A 15797-nucleotide genomic window follows, 5' to 3' on the forward strand; every position below is an offset into this window, starting at 1 on the left:
TGACCAACCCGAGAAAGATCAATCGGATTAGGCCTATCAGGGGACTACGCCCTGACGCTTCCGTCGGTTATTCGGGCCAGTGAGCTATGGCACCATTCGGTGGATGAACGGCGCATCCTCCACTCCGGATTCCGAGACGCTCGTCGCGCTGGTGAGGGTCACCGACCGGGGCGACGATCCGGAGCATCTCGTCGCTGTGACCGACAGCCTGCGGCTCGACATCCTTGCGATCGACACTGTCAAGGTTTCGCCCCTCGCAGCCGATCCCGATGGCATACCGGACGGTGCCCGCGCCGTCGACCCGGCAGCGGTTGGCCAGTTGATCGTCCAAGTGGGATCCTCGGCCGAGGTAATTCGGCAGCTCGTCACGACAGTCGCCAACTGGTGGGGTTCGAGGCAGGGCGCACGCAGCGGCTCCGTCGAGGTGCAGATCGGGGATGCCCGCATCGCCATCGCCCATCCCACGCCCGAGCAGCAGGAGCGTCTGGTCAACGCGTTTGTCAGCGAAGTGAGCGACGCCGATCGATGACCGGACGCCGTCTTGCCCTGCTGATCGCGGTCGACACCTACCTCAACCCAGGGCTGAGCCAGCTGTATGCACCGTTGGTGGACGCCGCGGCGCTCGCCGATGTCCTCGGAGACGAGTCGCTCGGCGGGTTCACGGTCGAGATCTCTCACAACGAGAGCACCGAGGACATCACCGGGCGGATCGAGAACCTTCTCGCCGACCTGATCGCGGACGACACCGTCCTGTTGCACTTCGCCGGGCATGGCCTGCGCAGTGACGAGAACGAGCTTTACCTGGCGGCCACCAATACGCGGCCGGACCGTCTGTTGACCACCGGCATCGACTCACGTCTCGTGTCGCGCCTGATTCGTCGCAGCCGGGCCGGGAGTGTCGTGCTTCTGCTCGACTGCTGTTACGGGGCGGCGTTCGCCAAGGATTTCGTCGGACGCGCCGGCGACGAGGTCGACGTGGGATCGCGGTTCCGGGTCGACGATCTGTCCGGTGGCCGGGGATACGTGGTCATCACCGCCGCCCGGGAGACCGAGTTCGCGGTCGAAAGCGGCGGAGCGGTCGAAACGACAGGGGGAAGGTCGTCCATCTTCACAGAGGCGCTGATTCATGGCATCGCCACGGGCGAGGCCGACTTCGATCAGGATGGCCGTGTCGCGGTCAACGAGCTCTACGAATACGTCTATCACCGGGTCCGCGCCGCCCGCCCACAGCAGACGCCCAATAAGTGGGAGTTCGGCGTCCGAGGTGGCCTGTTCGTCTCGCACAGCCCGCGCCGCCGGATCCTGCCGGCCGTGTTGCCGCCCCACCTGCGAGAACTCCTCGATGACGATCGGTCCACGGCTCGACAGGTGGCCGTGCACGAGCTGGTGGAGCTCCTGGACGCTGGCGACCTTCCGCTCGCGGCCACCGCACGTGCGACATTGGAGAAGCTGGTCGGCGACGACAGCCGAAAAGTGTCGGCGGCCGCGGCCGCCGCCCTCGGCGAATCGGCGATCAGCCTGGCGGTGGCCGAGGTCGACCTGGGCGTCCTGGCCGGTCGCACCGTCCGTCGCACCGTCGACGTCCCGATCGGCGGTGGACCGTTGGCCCTCGCTTCGTCGGTCCGCCCGGCCGCCGGGATACGGGCTCGCATCGTCGACGGCGTTCTGCGCGTCGCCATCAGCGAGTCCCGGCCCGGACCGGTGGACACCGTGCTGACGATCAGTGGCCTGGCAGGAGAGGCTGAGCTACGGGTTCGCGGCTACGTCGCCTTGTCGCCTCGGCACGCGGCCGACTCGGCGGCTGTCATCGCGCGAGAGCCCACCGACGACCCGATCGAACAGGTGGTGCGGCTGATCGCGGCGGGCTGGGCCGCGTTCGTCACCGGCAGCCACGGCGATGCGATGGCACTCCTGGCCGCGGCTGAGGAGGCCGCGCAGCGAATTCCGGAATACGAATTGCACTTCGGCGCGCTCACGGCGATCCACTGGATAGGCGCTCGCTGCGGGGATGAGCGGCGCTCGGTCCAAGTCCTGGACAACGTTGCCGCCCTCATTCGCACGCTCCTGCTGGAACCGGCCGACCGGGCAGCCGCCCTCGCGGCGCTGGCCTGGCTCGGGCATCTGGCCAAGCCGCCGGCGGCCGGCGAGCACCCGTGGACCGTTGCACTCGCCGGCGTCGTCCGGGCTGTGGCGGGTCCCATCGGCATGTCACCTCGCCTCGACAGTTTGCTGCCGGAGGCGGACCGGACGGCCGATGCCATCGAGTCGGACGAGACCAAGACCTTCATCAAGATCTTGGTCGACTGGTGCGGTGCGCTCAGCGGTCGGCAGGATCGCGCGGATCGGCTTCTGCCTCGCCTCGCCGATTCGGTGCTGGGCCTTGATGAAACCCCGGCGTTCACAGCCGCGATCCTGCTGCCCATCGTGCTGGCTGAGGTGGCCGCCGCCGCGCCCGCCACGGCGCTCGCGGCACGGCCGGAAGATCAGCTACTGCTACAAGCCGCGAACGAGGACCTCATCGCGTTCGTCGCCGGCAGTCGGCAGATCGCCGCCGATCGAGATCAGGTCATCGCGCAGGTGGCGTCGCTGACCGCCAAGCTCGCGGAAGGTTCGCCACTACTGAGCCAGTTGGCCGACGCCCTCGTCCTTCACCTGCGTGGCGATGCGGCCGGCAGCGCACGTGCGGTCGAACGTGTATCAACTGATGACGACACGGAGGTGGGCAGACTGCCGATGCTGACGGCTCTGGCCGCCATCCAGCACGCGGGCGGTGACAGCGCCGCAGCCCGTGCGAGCCTCGGGTCGGCCTACGCCGCGGCGGCACGAGTCGAGGACAAGACAACCCTGTGCCTTCAGCTTCTCCTGGGCTCCGTCGTCGCCCGTCTGATCGGGGACGACGGCATTGCGCGGCATTTCGCGCTCACCGCCAAGGACGCGGCGGCCCAGGAAGATCCGGCTTCCCGGTCGATAGCACACGTCTTCGCCGCCTTGGCGTCCGCCGCCGCTGGTGTCGGCAACAACAAGCTCCTCAAGGCTGCAATGGCTGACCTGAAGGAGATCAGCCATCCAAGAGCGCGCGCGATGACCCTCGTGCTGATCACCTGGGCGGGCCGCCGCGATGCCGGCGCGGAGTGGAGCCAACGTCTGTTCGACGGTCTCGCCGACGCCTTCGAAACGAGCGCCGAAGGGGAGAAGGACGACCAGCACCTCAGCGCGGTTCTTCTCGCCGTCGTCGCTCTACTGGCCGCGTTGTCCGCCGCCGGCCAGGTCGCCGACTTCCCGGGCTCTCGGTTGCTCGCCTGGCTCGTCGGTTCCCACGAGGACCGCGAGCACGCGACGGTGCTGTTCTCTCGGGCAATGGACGCGGTCAAGAAGCTGGAGACGAACGAGCGGCTGCCGGCGGTGCTCGTCCTCGCCTTGGCCGCGCACTGCCTCAAGGCCGAAGACCTGCGCTCGACGCTGCTGGAGGAGGCCAGCGCCCTGCTCGGCTCCACGTTGAACATCTACCCAGCCGGCTGTTGGGCCATCAGGGTGGGATTCGCCTGGATCATGACACTGGTCGGTGAAATCACGGTGTTGCCAAGAACGGCCGAGGCCCTTTTGGCACACATCAGCGACATCGACGACGATGAAGAAGCTGCCCTGCTTCTGACGCTCGCCGCCCTCGCCTTGGCCGCGGCCGGGCAGGGAGACCGGGCACAGCAGGCGCTCGTCACCGCTCAGACGGCGATCACCGAGCTAGACGATCCGACCGGGAAGGCGGTGCTGCTGGCCCTGGCCGCATGGGCCGGAACCCTCGTCGCCGACTGAGCGCTGTGCGCAACCTTTGGCGGGCATGGGGCCGGGGGCTCTCACCGCGTGAGCTCACGCATCCAGGCGACCGGCAGGGCCCGGGTTGCCGCCGGCTGTCTGTACCAGGCCACCACCTGCACCGGCCGCGGCGCGGCGATCATTGACGGCCGAAGTCGGCCGGAACCTCGATCGCCTTCGCTTGGAAAGCACTGTCCAACACGTCGCCGTCGATCAGATCATCGAAGTCGTCGTCGGTCGGCCACGAGTCGGAGCTCTCGCCCTTGAGACTGCGCCCCAGGATGTCTTCCAGAAGCTCGGCAGTCGCCGTCAGCCCGAAATAATGCAGGGCCTCGACGGCGCGCCTGACCCGGAAAGGTTCGTTGACCTCCAAGGCGAAGGCCAGGCCCCCACCCATCACGGAACCGTGGATGCGCAGCAAGGAAGCAAGGTGCTCGATACCTGGGGGAGTGTCTTCAGGAACTTCCCCGTCCGCCCCGTAGTCGCAGGCGTCATTCCAGATCACGTCGAGGTCATCCAACATGCTGACATGGGCAAGTACCTGCGAGAGCACGGCGATCGTCTGACTTGCCCCGGCGGCGTCAGGGTCCTTCGACCGTTCCTGGCGCCACCGGTCGGCGACAGAGTCGAGTGCTTCGAGCGCTGCACTGAATGCCAGGCCCTGCGCCGGCGTGGGCAGTCGAGCATCGAGGGCGGGATCATTCGCGGCCAACGCTTGGAGACGCTCGTCGAACTGCTCTCCTCCGAGAGAAGTCGCCGCGACGATCGCGGCAGCGGCGACTACCTGATCCGGAAGGAAGTTACGTCCGACCAACTCGGGCTGGTTCTTCACGGAGTGGAACAGACGTTCCAGCACTCCGACACGCCGCTCAGGGGTCTCTTCGGCGAGTTCCTTCAGGAACTCCATGGCCCTATCGCTGGAGAAGGCGCCGGCTCCGAACACTGTCATGCCTCGCAACCTCCTCCCGCAAGACGGTCACCGACGTGAACCTACAAGATCAGACCGATCGGCAACGGCCTTCCCCATCATGCTTGGTACGCTTCGCGCTCCAATAAGGAGGGACGCCGTGGGCATCCTGGACCGGTTCCGCAAGCGCGCTGACCCGACCGACGCGCAGACGGCCGACGCCATGCGCGGTCTCGCGGAAGCTTTCAGGGGCGGGATGACGGCAGAAGGCGTGCCGTTCGGGTGGGAGTCGACCGAGGCATCACGACTGGACGACATCTGCGACGCCTTCCTCGCGGACAAGCCTCCCGCCGCCTACCGCCACAGCATGATCATGAGCATGGGGGCGTACCTGGGCGAGTTGCTGGTACGTCACGGCGGCGGTCGCTGGACGTATGACCCCAAGGAGAACGCGGCGGTAGTCGAGATGCCGGACGGGATGCGCGCCTACCCCCACAACAAGGTGGCCAAGCGACTCAGCCACGGCCCCGAGCACAATCTCTTCCAGTTCTACTGGTACGGCCTGACCAAGGAGACGCCTCCGGGCACGAACGTCAGGACAGAGCCTGGGGAGTCACCCGCAGGGCCGTCCACGAGCCATTAGCCGACCAGTCGGTGCGTTCTTTCAAACCGGATGCTTGGTCGTACGTCCGGGGCTATCCGTCGACTGACCTGCGGGTCGCCACGACATATCCGGCGGTGGTCACGCCGACGGCCACGCCCCAGCTTAGGAAGACCAGCAGCGTGGCGACCGTCGCCCAGCCCTCACGGACCTGCGCCCAGCTCTGCTCCCCGTCCAGCACCTGCCCGGCGAACACCCCGAAACTCAGCACTCCGTAGGTCACCAGCGTGATCGCCACGGTCCCGGCGGGCAGCACCGCCAGCAGCCGCGGAACCCGCCGGCCGCCCAGCCCCGGCACCCACCGCGGGAACCGCTGCCCCCACCGCTGCACCAGCCCGAGTACGAGCAGCCCGGCCAGGGGCGGCACCACGGTGATCGCCACCCCGGTCGCCGTCGACAGGTCCCCGTCGGCGCCGCGCAGCTTCTGCTCGGAGATCCCGAACGGCACCCCGAGCACCCACAGCCCGTGCGGCACGGCCCAGCCCACGATCGGCAGCGCCACCGCCACGTGGGCCCAGCGTCGCGCCCACCCCGGCGCCGGCCGGAACTCGGTCGGCGCCGGTCCGCGCGGTGGCCCCACCGCGTTCGCCAGCCCGGCGAAGGCGATGCCGCCGGCCAGCAACGCGACCCGGCCACCGATATCCCGCCAGTCGGTGGGATGCCCCGCGACTCCGGCCGGAATCTCGAAGAGCAGATGCAGCGGAAAAGCCAGGACCAGCAGAATCGCGGCCGCGACCCAGGTGACGGCGGCTTTCCACCGATCCGCGTACGCGATGAGCACCGCAAGGGCGACACAGAAGCCGAGCGCGCCCCACCCGGCCCCGAACGGCACCGTGGCAACCTGGTCGGCGCCACACCCGCCGGCCGGATGATCTCCGAGGTCGGTCCGGTCGCAGGCGGTGTACCCCCAGCGACCACCGGCGATCCAGGACAGCCGGAGCACCACCTCACCGACGACGAACACCCCGCAGGCGACCGCAGAAACACGACGTAACGACATGCGCCGATCCTGTGACGTGCCCGCTGGGAACCGGCTGAGCCGTCCTCAGCCGATTCCCAGCGTCGACTGGTTGTGCGCGTCGCAGCAGTTCTGCCCCGGCCGCCGGCGTGCGCAGGCAGGCGGTCACGGTCAGCCGGTGATCTATGGACGTACGGCCAGGTCGTGTCGCCCGCCGACTGGCTCGAGGTCGGGCGCGGCCGGCGCCGAAGGGCCGGTTCCGGCCAGTACCCAGCGCCCACGCCCGAGCCGCTTGGCCTGATACATCGCCTCGTCGGCGGCGCGCAGTGCCCCCGTCGAGCCCCCGGCCCCTCCGTCGTGCATCGCGATGCCCACGCTCGCGCCGACCACCAGGCGTTCCCCGGCGAACGGCACCGGCGGCGCCACGGCGCGCAGGATCCGCTCGGCGAGATCGGTTCCTTCGGCCATGGACGCGCCAGGGCAGGCGACCACGAACTCGTCGCCGCCGATCCGCGCGACGAGATCGTCCGCCCGGACCGCGGTCGAGATTCGTGCCGCGATCGCGGTCAGCACGGCGTCTCCGGCTTCGTGCCCGTGCAGGTCGTTGACCGCCTTGAAGCCGTCCAGATCGAGATAGAGCAGTACGGCGGGTCCACCGCTGCCGAGGATCTCACCGAGGACCGTACGATTCGCCAGCCCGGTCAACGGGTCGAGCCGAGCCTGGACGGCCAGTTGTGCCCGGCCGCGTTCCTGCTCCCGTACGGCGATCATGAACCGGATCAGTACCAGGGCCGAGCACACGGCGGTGGCGACCAGTACGGCGATTCGTTCGCCGGTGTGCAGATCGGTCCGTACGGTGCCCAGAACCGGAGCGGTGAGCAGGGCGACGCCGAGAAAGACCAGCCGCGCGGGGTGCATCCGGCTCAACTGGGCGCCGGCCACCGTCAGCTCCCCCCGGTCGGGATGCAGGACGACGGCGGCCATCAGCACGAGTCCCACCACCGCCAGGTTGGAGACCAGGCCCACCCACTCGTCCGCACCCACACTCGGCAGGAGGTTGAAGGCGACGTTCGCTGTCAAGCCCAGGCCGGCCGAGGCCAGTTGCAGAAGAACCGGCGCCCCACGGCGCCCCGGTGTGAACAGCAGAACCAGGACGGCGGCCAGCAAGAGCACGTCGCATATCGGATAGGCGGCCGGAACGATCGTCTCGAGCAGGGTCGTTCCCCCATCGGCGAACAGCGGTTCGATGAAGAAGAGGTACGAGCCCAGGGCCGCCGCGGTCGTCATGGTCAGCGCGTCCAGGGTCACCGCGCTCAGCTGGCCGGCTCCTCGCCGGCGGGCCATCATCGCCATGGCGGTGATCTGCGGCGCGTACGAAATCAGCCACAGCACGTCGGCGAGCCCGACCACCGGGACCTCACCGAAGTAGTGCTGCCACGCCTGGACGCAGTCACCGGCGACGGTCAGGTTCAGCGTCAGTGCGAGCAGACCCCACACCTGCCGGGCGTTGTCCCGGCGCGGGCGCAGCGCAGCCCACCACGCCACCCCACAGAGCGGTACGACGAACGCGAAGTACAGCAAGTGACCGGAGACCGGACCGAGGACGAACGCCCGCACCAGGAACACGACGACGCTCAGCAGGATGAGGGCCCATACGCCGCGCCTGGTCATGCCGGTTCCTGTCGGCACCCGGGGTCCGCGGTTGAGCCGAATGGTCGCCCTCGAGGCGGAGAGCTCGCCAAGAGCCTGGAACACGTGCCTGCAGCCTGTAGTCCGACCTGTCCTGCGGTGACGCCGGGGGACCGCCTGACACGGCGCCCCGGGCGTCACGGCCTGGTGCTACTGAGCCCCGCCACGTAGAGCCGGGCGAGCTCGGTCAGCATCCGGCGTGGCTCGACTCCCTGCTCATCGGCGAGACGGTCACCCATGCCGTAGACCCGTTGGGCGAGGCCCAGGTAGGCGTTGGTCAGGGTGGAGGCGGTCAGTTCGGGTGACGAGGTCAGGGTCAGGGTGCCGTCGCGCTCGCCGTCGCGGAGGATCTCCACGATCGGCCTGAGCAGGTCACGGACGGTGGCCCGGAACTGCACGCCGAGGTCGGTGTCGTCGTCGCCCGCCGGTTGGGCGTCGAACACGCGGGTGAACCGGACTTCGTCGGCGATGTCGTCCATGAGCTGCTCGATGTCGGCGAGCGCGGCGCGGAGACGGTCGGCGCCGGTGCCTTGCCAATCGGCGCTGCGCTGGTCCAGCATGCGCGCCCATCCTTGCAGGACGTTGACCTCGACGGCGAGGGCGACCTGCTCGCGAGTGGCGAAGTAGCGGTAGACGGTGCGCCGGGTGACGTTGCACCGGTCGGCGATGTCGTCGATCGTGACGTGTTCGACGCCGCGATCGAGGAAGAGCTCATGCGCGGCCGCGATCAGCGCTTCGCGCCTTCTCTCTCGTACGCCCACGGCTCAGCCGACCACCCGTCCGCTGCCGCGCCTCGACGACATGGTGCGCTTCAGGGCGCGTTGCACTGGGTCCTCCCACCTGATGGCGACGTCGGCGCCGACTCGGCAGTACTCTACGAGCCCGGCGGCGCCGACCCGGGGTAGCCCGCACGCCGCATCGGGCCGGTCACCCGACGGACTGTTCCTCCAGCTCACGAACCAGCTCTGCGTGGCGCTGTTCGTCCAGTCGATACCAGATCAGCGGGATCGCGGCGAGGGCGCCGATCACCCCGGGAACGATCGTCATCGTCGCGTGCAGGCCGTCGAGCGTCGTGGTGCTCTGTCGCGCTCCGGCCACGTACCCGAAGGCGGCCAGTAGCGCGAGGCCCAGCGACGCGCCCAGCGCCGAGGCGACCTTGGTCTTGAAGATGTTGCTGGAGAAGACCAGCCCTTCCGTACGGCGGCCGGTCCGCCAGTGGCCGAACTCCACGGTGTCGGCGAGCATCGACAGCAGCGTGATGTTGGTGACGCCGTAGCCGATTCCGGTCACCGCGATCCAGGCCATCATCGGCGGGAGCGACTGGTACCCGGTGAGCCAGGAGCCGACCGCCGTGATCGTGGTGACGGCGAGCCCGGCCAGGGCGGCCTGACGTTTGCCCCAGAGCCGTGCGGCGACCGGGCTCAGCAGCGAACCGGCGATCGTGGTGACGGCGAAGACGCCGACGAACACCGGCACCAGAGCCTCGGCGTCGAAGTTGTACCGCAGGTAGTAGGCCGGGATGATGCTGCGTACGGTGAAGGCGATCTCGGTCATCAGCATGGCGGCCAGCAGCAGTTGCAGCGGCCTGTTGCGCAGGAACAGGCGCAGCATCTCCACCGCCTCGTACCGCGGCGACGGTACGTAGTCCTCGCGTTCACGCACCCGGGCGAAGGTGATCCAGGTCAGCGCGACGGCCGTCAGCGCGTAGAGGACCGCGACGTTGCGCCACCCCTGTTGCGCGCCGGCGCCGAAGGAGAGCGCGGTGACCAGCGGCAGCGTCACGATGTTCACGCCGATGAAGCCGATGCTGGCCAGCGTGCGGGGGACCATCACGAGCGACGTTCGCTCCCGGGTGTCGAGCGTGAGCGCCGCCGACATCGACCAGTACGGCACGTCCATCGCCGAGAACGAGATACCCCACAGCAGGTACGTCACATACGCCAGCACGAGGGTCGTCGAGTGGTCCAGCCGCGGGACCGAGAACGCGATCACCGTGAGAAGCGCCAGTACCGGCGGCGTGAACAGCAGGTACGGCCGGAACCGGCCCCACCGCGACGTCGTGCGGTCCACGAGCATGCCCATGATCGGGTCGAACAGGGCGTCGACCACCCGTACGACGAGGAACAGCATTGCCGCCGCCGCGGCGGCGATGCCGAGCACGTCGGTGTAGAAGAGCGCGAGATACGTCGCGACGAAGCCGTACAGGATGTTGTTGCCCAGGCTTCCCCACCCGTAGGCGAGCTTGGTCCGCCAGCTCACTGTCACGATCGCCTCCGCTATGACTGTCACGCAGCGGCCAGAAAAATAACACACGTGTGACATTTTCCGGAGCCCGAGTTTCGGCGCCTCGCACGCCTCACCGGTGAGTGCCCGTCCACCTATGCCGAGCGGGCACAACAGGTGCTCGCGGCGCTCGTGGTCGTGGCCGCCACCGGCGACACCGCCGAGGTCCTGCCCAGCTTGCGCGCGCTGCTCGTCCGCGACTTCTACGGCGTCGCCGACACCGCGGAACTGCTCGCCGATCTCGCCGGCCCCGACCACGAACTACTGCACCGCATCGACTTGCTGCTCGACGGCGACCGCATCATCCGGGGTGGGCTGGCCGTCGACTTCATCTGGATCGACGAGGCGATCAGCGTCCGCCTGGCAGCGGTACGCGACCGCCTCCGGGCGCACACCTGATTCTGACGGTCTCCGCTGGGTTCTGGCCCACATTTAGGGAGCCGAGGCGGCCCCGTCGAGGCCTGCTCTTGTCCACTGTGTAGCTTCTCGGGGTCGTGGATCTTGACCTGACGGTGCTTCTGCCTCATCTCAGCGAGGTCGAGCTCGAGCAGGTCGAGGTCACCGAGGACAGGGTGGTGATCCACTTCACCTGCTGCCGGCGAAGCGGGCCGCGCCCGGTGGCGAGCGACGTTGTGACTTGATGGATCAACGCCAAGGGCAACAAAACCTGCGATGACTACGCTGAGCTACGGGTTGGAGAAGTTCCTGGCGCGCGACTCGCGGCAGATGCGGTTACTCCTTCGAAGAGCCGGCATAGCGCTGCACACGGACAGTTGATCACGCGCCCATGCTGCCAACGCCGGCGGCTTCAACCGACCCCACTGGCGACCGCGATTCGACATCCGGACATGCCGTGATTCGCTCATTACGGAGCAATCGTGACCATTCGTGTCGACGCCACCGGCACAGCTCGTCCCACCGCGCGCGAGGAACCGCAAGGCAGCAAAGCCATACGCCGCCACTTGGCGCCCCGCGGGTTGGTGAGGATCCGCATCCATCGAAATCGTCCAGTCTTCAGCACAGATCTGACCCCAAGGGTTTCGAAGTCTTCGTCGGTACGGGACAGGGCGCGGGTTCGAGGAACGGGACACCACAGTCCCGGCCGAGCTGCAAAATGAAATAACCGGCAAGGAGTCCACCAAAACGGACCGTTCGCTCGACGACAGCACGGTATCGGCTTGACGAACGGGCGCGCTGCCTGCCCTGTTGCCGACTCGGGCCAATCGCGCACAAACCACTTCAGGAGTCGCAATGCGTCGCTATGCTGCCGAGGCCATCGGCACGTTCTTCCTGATGTTCGTCATCACCACCACTGGCCTGCTCGCCACCGGTGCCGCACCGTTCGCCATCGCGGCCGTGTTGGCGGTCATGGTCTACGCGGGTGGGCACCTCTCAGGCGCGCACTACAACCCGGCAGTCACGATCGCCGTGGCCGTACGCAATCGGCTCCCCTGGCGCAACGTCCCGGCCTACTGGACCGCCCAGATCCTCGGAGCCCTTGGTGGTGCCGTCGTCGCCCGGTATATCGTCGTCGACCACGCCGCCGCGCCGGCGTTCACCGCGAGCGGCAGGGCACTCTCCGCGGCCGCCACGGCGGAACTCCTGCTGACCTTCGCCCTCGCCTACGTGGTGCTGAACGTGGCTACCAGCAAAGAAACGTCGGGCAACTCGTTCTACGGCCTCGCCATCGGGGGCACGGTCCTAGCCGGCGCGTTGGCGGTCGGCGGCGTCTCCGGTGGCGCATTCAACCCGGCCGTCACCGTCGGTGCCGCCACCGCCGGCCTGCTGAATTGGGGCCTGGTGGCGCTCTACCTCGCCGTCCAACTCGCCGCAGGCGCCCTCGCCGGACTGGTGTTCCGGGCACTGAACCCGGACGACATCGCCGAGGTCGTGGCCCCGGAAACGGACCTGGAAACACAGCTGGCCGACATAACCACCGGCCTCGAGTCGCTCACCATGGCCTTTCAGGGGCTGCCAGAACGGCGAGCCGACAGCCCCCGCGGCCCTGTATTCCCAGAACTGTCGCACGGCGATCGCTGACACCACGTGACACCAGCGCAGGCCGCGGTCGACGCGCCGGACGATGCTTCACCACCCGGCTCTGCCGGGCGCGGTGCGCACCGCGCCCGGCCCATATCCACACCAAATTTGAGCCGGTGCCGGGGTTAAAGGACGTAAAACGCCGGTTCCTCGCGTAGTCCTCTCCAGTTCGCCCACCGAACCCGCATCATCTGGCAGTACTGACACGTCCCGGTTTTGTCAGGGCTGCTGCGCCCTCCCAGGCAAAGCCCTGGACCAGGCTGCCCTCAGCTCCTGCCCACCTGCTGCGACAGGCGAACGGCGAAGGTCTCTCACCCTCCACTCGAATCACGGCGTAAGCATTACTTTCGGCATGTCCAGACGCCAGCAGCACGGCCGGAGTGTTACCCAGGGTAAATCCGAGACGCCCTTGACCTGCGCGGCAGGGCATCTCGACGGACAGAGTTCACTGGCAAGAACCCCACGTCGCCCGCTCTTCATTGGCGCGGACACACTTCGTTGGCAAAGAACAAAAGTGTTGATCAGGGTGCGGGTTCGGCGGTTTGGTTCTGACGCTCTCCCGTGGCCCCACCCGGACGGTTTAGGTTCGAGCGGTCGTCGCAACACCTGACCCCGTTCAGGAGTTGCCGTGCCAAAGCCCCGGCGTCCGCGTAAGCCACCAGGTGCCGGTCCGGAGCAAGCGAAACGTGATCACTACCTTCGCCTCATGGCGCAGGGCATGAACAACTCGGCGGCCTGCCGGGAGGTCGGGATCAACCGTCGCACCGGCACCCGCTGGCGATACGGCCGGACCATCAACAGCGCGGACGGCGAGCCCAGGATCTACCCGCCGATCGCTGCACCGAAGCGGGCCGTCTCGACCCGCTACCTGTTCGAGGACGAGCGCATCACCATCGCCGATGAGCGCCGGGCCGGCAGCTCAATCCGGGCCATCGCCGCGCTGCTGGACCGAGCGCCATCCACAATCAGCCGGGAGATCAATTGCAACAACGAAAACACCAGCGGCCTGCTCCGCCAAGACTTCCCGAAGAGCAGCGACCTCAGCGTGCACACCGCCGAGGACCTGGCCGCGGTGGCCGCCGAACTCAACAACCGTCCGCACAAGATCCTCGGTTGGGACACCCCTGCCTAACGGTTCACCCGATTGCTCGCCGGAGCCTCATGATCACATTTACTGATCCGATGAGCGGACACTCGATTATGCTGCTGGTTCCTGTGATGTCCTGGGCCATGGAAGCTGAGGACGCCCGACGGATCGTCGCGATCCCGTTGGGGCAGGCTATTGGAATCGCACGTGTCCTGGAGAGCGCCGTGATCTCGCTGGATCGGATCGGCTGCCGTCCACAGGGCACGGATGACCTAGGTCAATCCCACCAGAACGTCCAGCGCGAGGCCGGCGCCTGCCGACTGGCCACGTCGCGCACGTCGCCGAGAGTTTGCGCCAGGTCGTAGCAGTAGGCGGACTGTTCGATCGCGCAGACCGCGGCGGAAAGCGGGTCGCTTGGCGGGCGCTCGACGGCGAGCTCCAGCGTGCCCTCGACCCGGCCGTAGAGCTGGGCGCCCCATCGCCGCTCCCAGTACTGCAGGACGAGGATGTGGTCCATGTACTCGAGATCAGGGTGGGACGGGCCGCCGCTCCAGTTGTTGATGATCGCGATGATCTCGGCGGGGACCAGGGCCAGGACCTCGTGCCCGGCCGCAGCCGGCACGAGCAGCACGTCGGTGGGCGGGTACACCCAGTCGGTGCCGCCGGAGTTCCGGGCCGGTGTCTCGCCGAGGTCGCCGACCGCTGCGGCGACGCGGACCGGGTCGAAGTCGGCCTCGAACTCGAGGTAGAACGGGTCCGTCGGCTCCATGCCCTTGACGCAGTCTTCCCAGACGGATCGAACGATCAGCGCCATCCGCTCGGCGGGGTCGATTCGCCGGGTCAGGGCGAGCAGTTCGGCGCCCTGGGGCCCCACGGAGGTCCAGGCATACGAGCACTCGGCGGCGCCGTGAGCTGTCGAGCCGAGCACCGGCCAGAGACCGGTGCGGCTGTGCTCCGCGCGCAGGGCCCGCCAGACCCGGTCGTGCTCACCGGGTGGGAACGAGCCGCTCACCAGTGGCACACCAGTCACCGTCTCGGCCCGCTGGATCTTGGACAACCGGCTCAGCACACTCTCCACGGTGCCGCAGCCTACGCGGGTGGTCCGGCGATCAAGAGCGCGGAGACCGGAAGCCAGCCGATACGCCAGGCCTGGTCGAGCAGGTCACGTAACCGCAGCCGGAAGTCGCCGCACCAGCATCCGACTCTGCCGCGATCCGCGCACTACAAGGTGTGACGGCGCGGTGAGGCATCCGTTTTTCCCCCGTTCGCGGGGACGGCTGGGGACCAAGCTCTGCGTTTTGGGCTATTCGTGCGCCGGTAGCCTCAGCGCGTGCAGATGCAGCTTGGCCGCGGCGATGACTCCAGCGGAGTTGTCCGAACCGATCCGTTACTGGTGACACGGCTGACCATTGTGACCATGGTGGAGGCCGGTGACTGGGCAGTCGAGCTGCCGCACCCGTTACTCTTTCATCCCGGTGAGCATGTCTGGGTTGCCGGCGCAGCAGTCTACGTTCGGCGGCCGGGTGGGGAGGTTACCCGACACGACGGAGACGGCGTCTGGCTATGCCGGTAGCAACTCCACTCGCTCTATCGACATACGGATCTGCTGCGATCCGCGCGTCTGGCGAGCCGGCGATGGCCCGTCGACGAGGGTGCTGTGGCCGCATCGCTAAACTCAGCCTCGAAGCTGCTCAGCTGGAGTGTTGCGACGACCGCCAGAATCCGCCCGGCTTGAAGTGGCCCCACTGGTCGAGTGAATCGGAATTTGTGCCAGCTTGATTTGGCCCCACCGCGCGGGGAACTGGGAGGATCGACTCTCTGTAGTGGAGAGGCTGTCGGATGGCCCGTTCGCGTGTGGAGCTGTCCGAGGCGATTCGCCGGGACTACCGGCGGGGCGTCTCGCTTCGTGGCCTCGCGGAGCGGTATGGGGTGCATCGGCGGGTGGTGCGGCAGGCGGTCGATTCGGCGGAGCCGCCGTAGGCGCGGAAGGCAAGAGTGCCGGTGGCGCCGAGGCTGGAGCCGTTCAAGGCATCGATCGACGCGATGTTGACGGCGGATCTGACCGCGCCGCGCAAGCCGCGCCATACGGTGCGCCGGGTGCTGGCGCGGTTGGTCGCGGAGAACGCGGCCGGTGATCTGTCGTACTCGACGGTGCGCGACTACGTCGCGGTGCGGCGGCGGGAAGCGTCCAGATACCCGATCACTGCGGAAGGGGACACCACGCGGATGCCGTCGCCGGGAAGTCCGGCTGTCCGACGGCGCCTCGGCAACCAGTCCGGGCAGTGGGGAATTCAGGCTGTCCCGGCTGTGGCGCGTGGTCGAGCATGCGGCCTGCTGAGTCGCCCGTGAGGTCTCAGAATGT

General features: G+C 67.9%; 15 protein-coding genes. 9 read left to right on the top strand and 6 right to left on the bottom strand.

The annotated features are described in order from the left end of the window. Positions 1–103: 103 nt before the first annotated feature. Positions 104–529, top strand: a complete 426-nt coding sequence (locus tag CHC09_RS15440; RefSeq protein ID WP_143232348.1) for a hypothetical protein — start codon at positions 104–106, stop codon at positions 527–529. Next, positions 526–3810: a caspase, EACC1-associated type gene (locus tag CHC09_RS15445; RefSeq protein ID WP_089293796.1), complete on the top strand. Its 3285-nt coding sequence runs from the start codon at positions 526–528 to the stop codon at positions 3808–3810. The genes CHC09_RS15440 and CHC09_RS15445 overlap by 4 nt, the downstream gene beginning before the upstream one ends. A gap of 139 nt (positions 3811–3949) precedes the next feature. Here the strand turns inward: CHC09_RS15445 and CHC09_RS15450 are convergent, their stop codons facing one another. Then, on the bottom strand, positions 3950–4759 hold the full coding sequence (locus tag CHC09_RS15450; protein WP_089293797.1) for a DUF4259 domain-containing protein: 810 nt from the start codon (positions 4757–4759) through the stop codon (positions 3950–3952). A gap of 118 nt (positions 4760–4877) precedes the next feature. On the opposite strand from CHC09_RS15450, the gene CHC09_RS15455 reads away from it, so the two are divergent. Beyond that, complete coding sequence (locus CHC09_RS15455) at positions 4878–5360, top strand: hypothetical protein (protein WP_089293798.1); 483 nt, start codon at positions 4878–4880, stop codon at positions 5358–5360. Between the two features lie 52 nt (positions 5361–5412). Here CHC09_RS15455 and CHC09_RS46290 read toward each other — a convergent pair whose 3' ends face one another. The 4 genes from CHC09_RS46290 to CHC09_RS15480 form a co-directional block, all read right to left on the bottom strand. Continuing rightward, a complete protein-coding gene (locus tag CHC09_RS46290; protein WP_179277112.1) occupies positions 5413–6378 on the bottom strand; it encodes a hypothetical protein in 966 nt (321 codons plus the stop codon). 141 nt (positions 6379–6519) lie between these two features. Then, on the bottom strand, positions 6520–8007 hold the full coding sequence (locus tag CHC09_RS48420) for a GGDEF domain-containing protein (protein ID WP_089293799.1): 1488 nt from the start codon (positions 8005–8007) through the stop codon (positions 6520–6522). A 155-nt stretch (positions 8008–8162) separates the two neighbouring features. Further along, positions 8163–8786 carry a TetR/AcrR family transcriptional regulator gene (locus CHC09_RS15470; RefSeq protein ID WP_089293800.1) on the bottom strand — a complete coding sequence of 208 codons (624 nt, stop codon included), beginning with the start codon at positions 8784–8786 and terminating at the stop codon, positions 8163–8165. 166 nt (positions 8787–8952) lie between these two features. Further along, a complete protein-coding gene (locus CHC09_RS15480; RefSeq protein ID WP_179277113.1) occupies positions 8953–10290 on the bottom strand; it encodes a glycoside-pentoside-hexuronide (GPH):cation symporter in 1338 nt (445 codons plus the stop codon). A gap of 135 nt (positions 10291–10425) precedes the next feature. On the opposite strand from CHC09_RS15480, the gene CHC09_RS15485 reads away from it, so the two are divergent. From CHC09_RS15485 to CHC09_RS48830, 4 genes are all read left to right on the top strand, one after another. Then, entirely contained in the window at positions 10426–10707 is a 282-nt protein-coding gene (locus CHC09_RS15485) for a hypothetical protein (RefSeq protein WP_089293803.1), read from the top strand. 95 nt (positions 10708–10802) lie between these two features. Further along, positions 10803–10949 (top strand): hypothetical protein, encoded by a 147-nt coding sequence (locus CHC09_RS46295; protein ID WP_179277114.1) that lies wholly within the window; start codon positions 10803–10805, stop codon positions 10947–10949. A 610-nt stretch (positions 10950–11559) separates the two neighbouring features. Then, positions 11560–12348: an MIP/aquaporin family protein gene (locus CHC09_RS15490; protein ID WP_089293804.1), complete on the top strand. Its 789-nt coding sequence runs from the start codon at positions 11560–11562 to the stop codon at positions 12346–12348. A gap of 718 nt (positions 12349–13066) precedes the next feature. Continuing rightward, positions 13067–13480, top strand: coding sequence for a helix-turn-helix domain-containing protein (locus CHC09_RS48830; protein ID WP_275407866.1), 414 nt, complete (start codon positions 13067–13069; stop codon positions 13478–13480). Positions 13481–13712: 232 nt separating this feature from the next. Here the strand turns inward: CHC09_RS48830 and CHC09_RS15500 are convergent, their stop codons facing one another. Next, a complete protein-coding gene (locus CHC09_RS15500) occupies positions 13713–14513 on the bottom strand; it encodes a DUF4253 domain-containing protein (protein WP_089293806.1) in 801 nt (266 codons plus the stop codon). A gap of 761 nt (positions 14514–15274) precedes the next feature. Between CHC09_RS15500 and CHC09_RS46300 the strand changes: the two genes are divergently transcribed. After that, positions 15275–15415, top strand: coding sequence for a hypothetical protein (locus CHC09_RS46300; protein WP_179277115.1), 141 nt, complete (start codon positions 15275–15277; stop codon positions 15413–15415). Positions 15416–15436: 21 nt separating this feature from the next. Next, positions 15437–15784, top strand: a complete 348-nt coding sequence (locus CHC09_RS15505; RefSeq protein ID WP_143232349.1) for a hypothetical protein — start codon at positions 15437–15439, stop codon at positions 15782–15784. Positions 15785–15797: the final 13 nt, after the last annotated feature.

Source organism: Actinoplanes regularis, from assembly GCF_900188005.1.
In the GTDB taxonomy this organism is placed as follows: domain Bacteria; phylum Actinomycetota; class Actinomycetes; order Mycobacteriales; family Micromonosporaceae; genus Actinoplanes; species Actinoplanes regularis.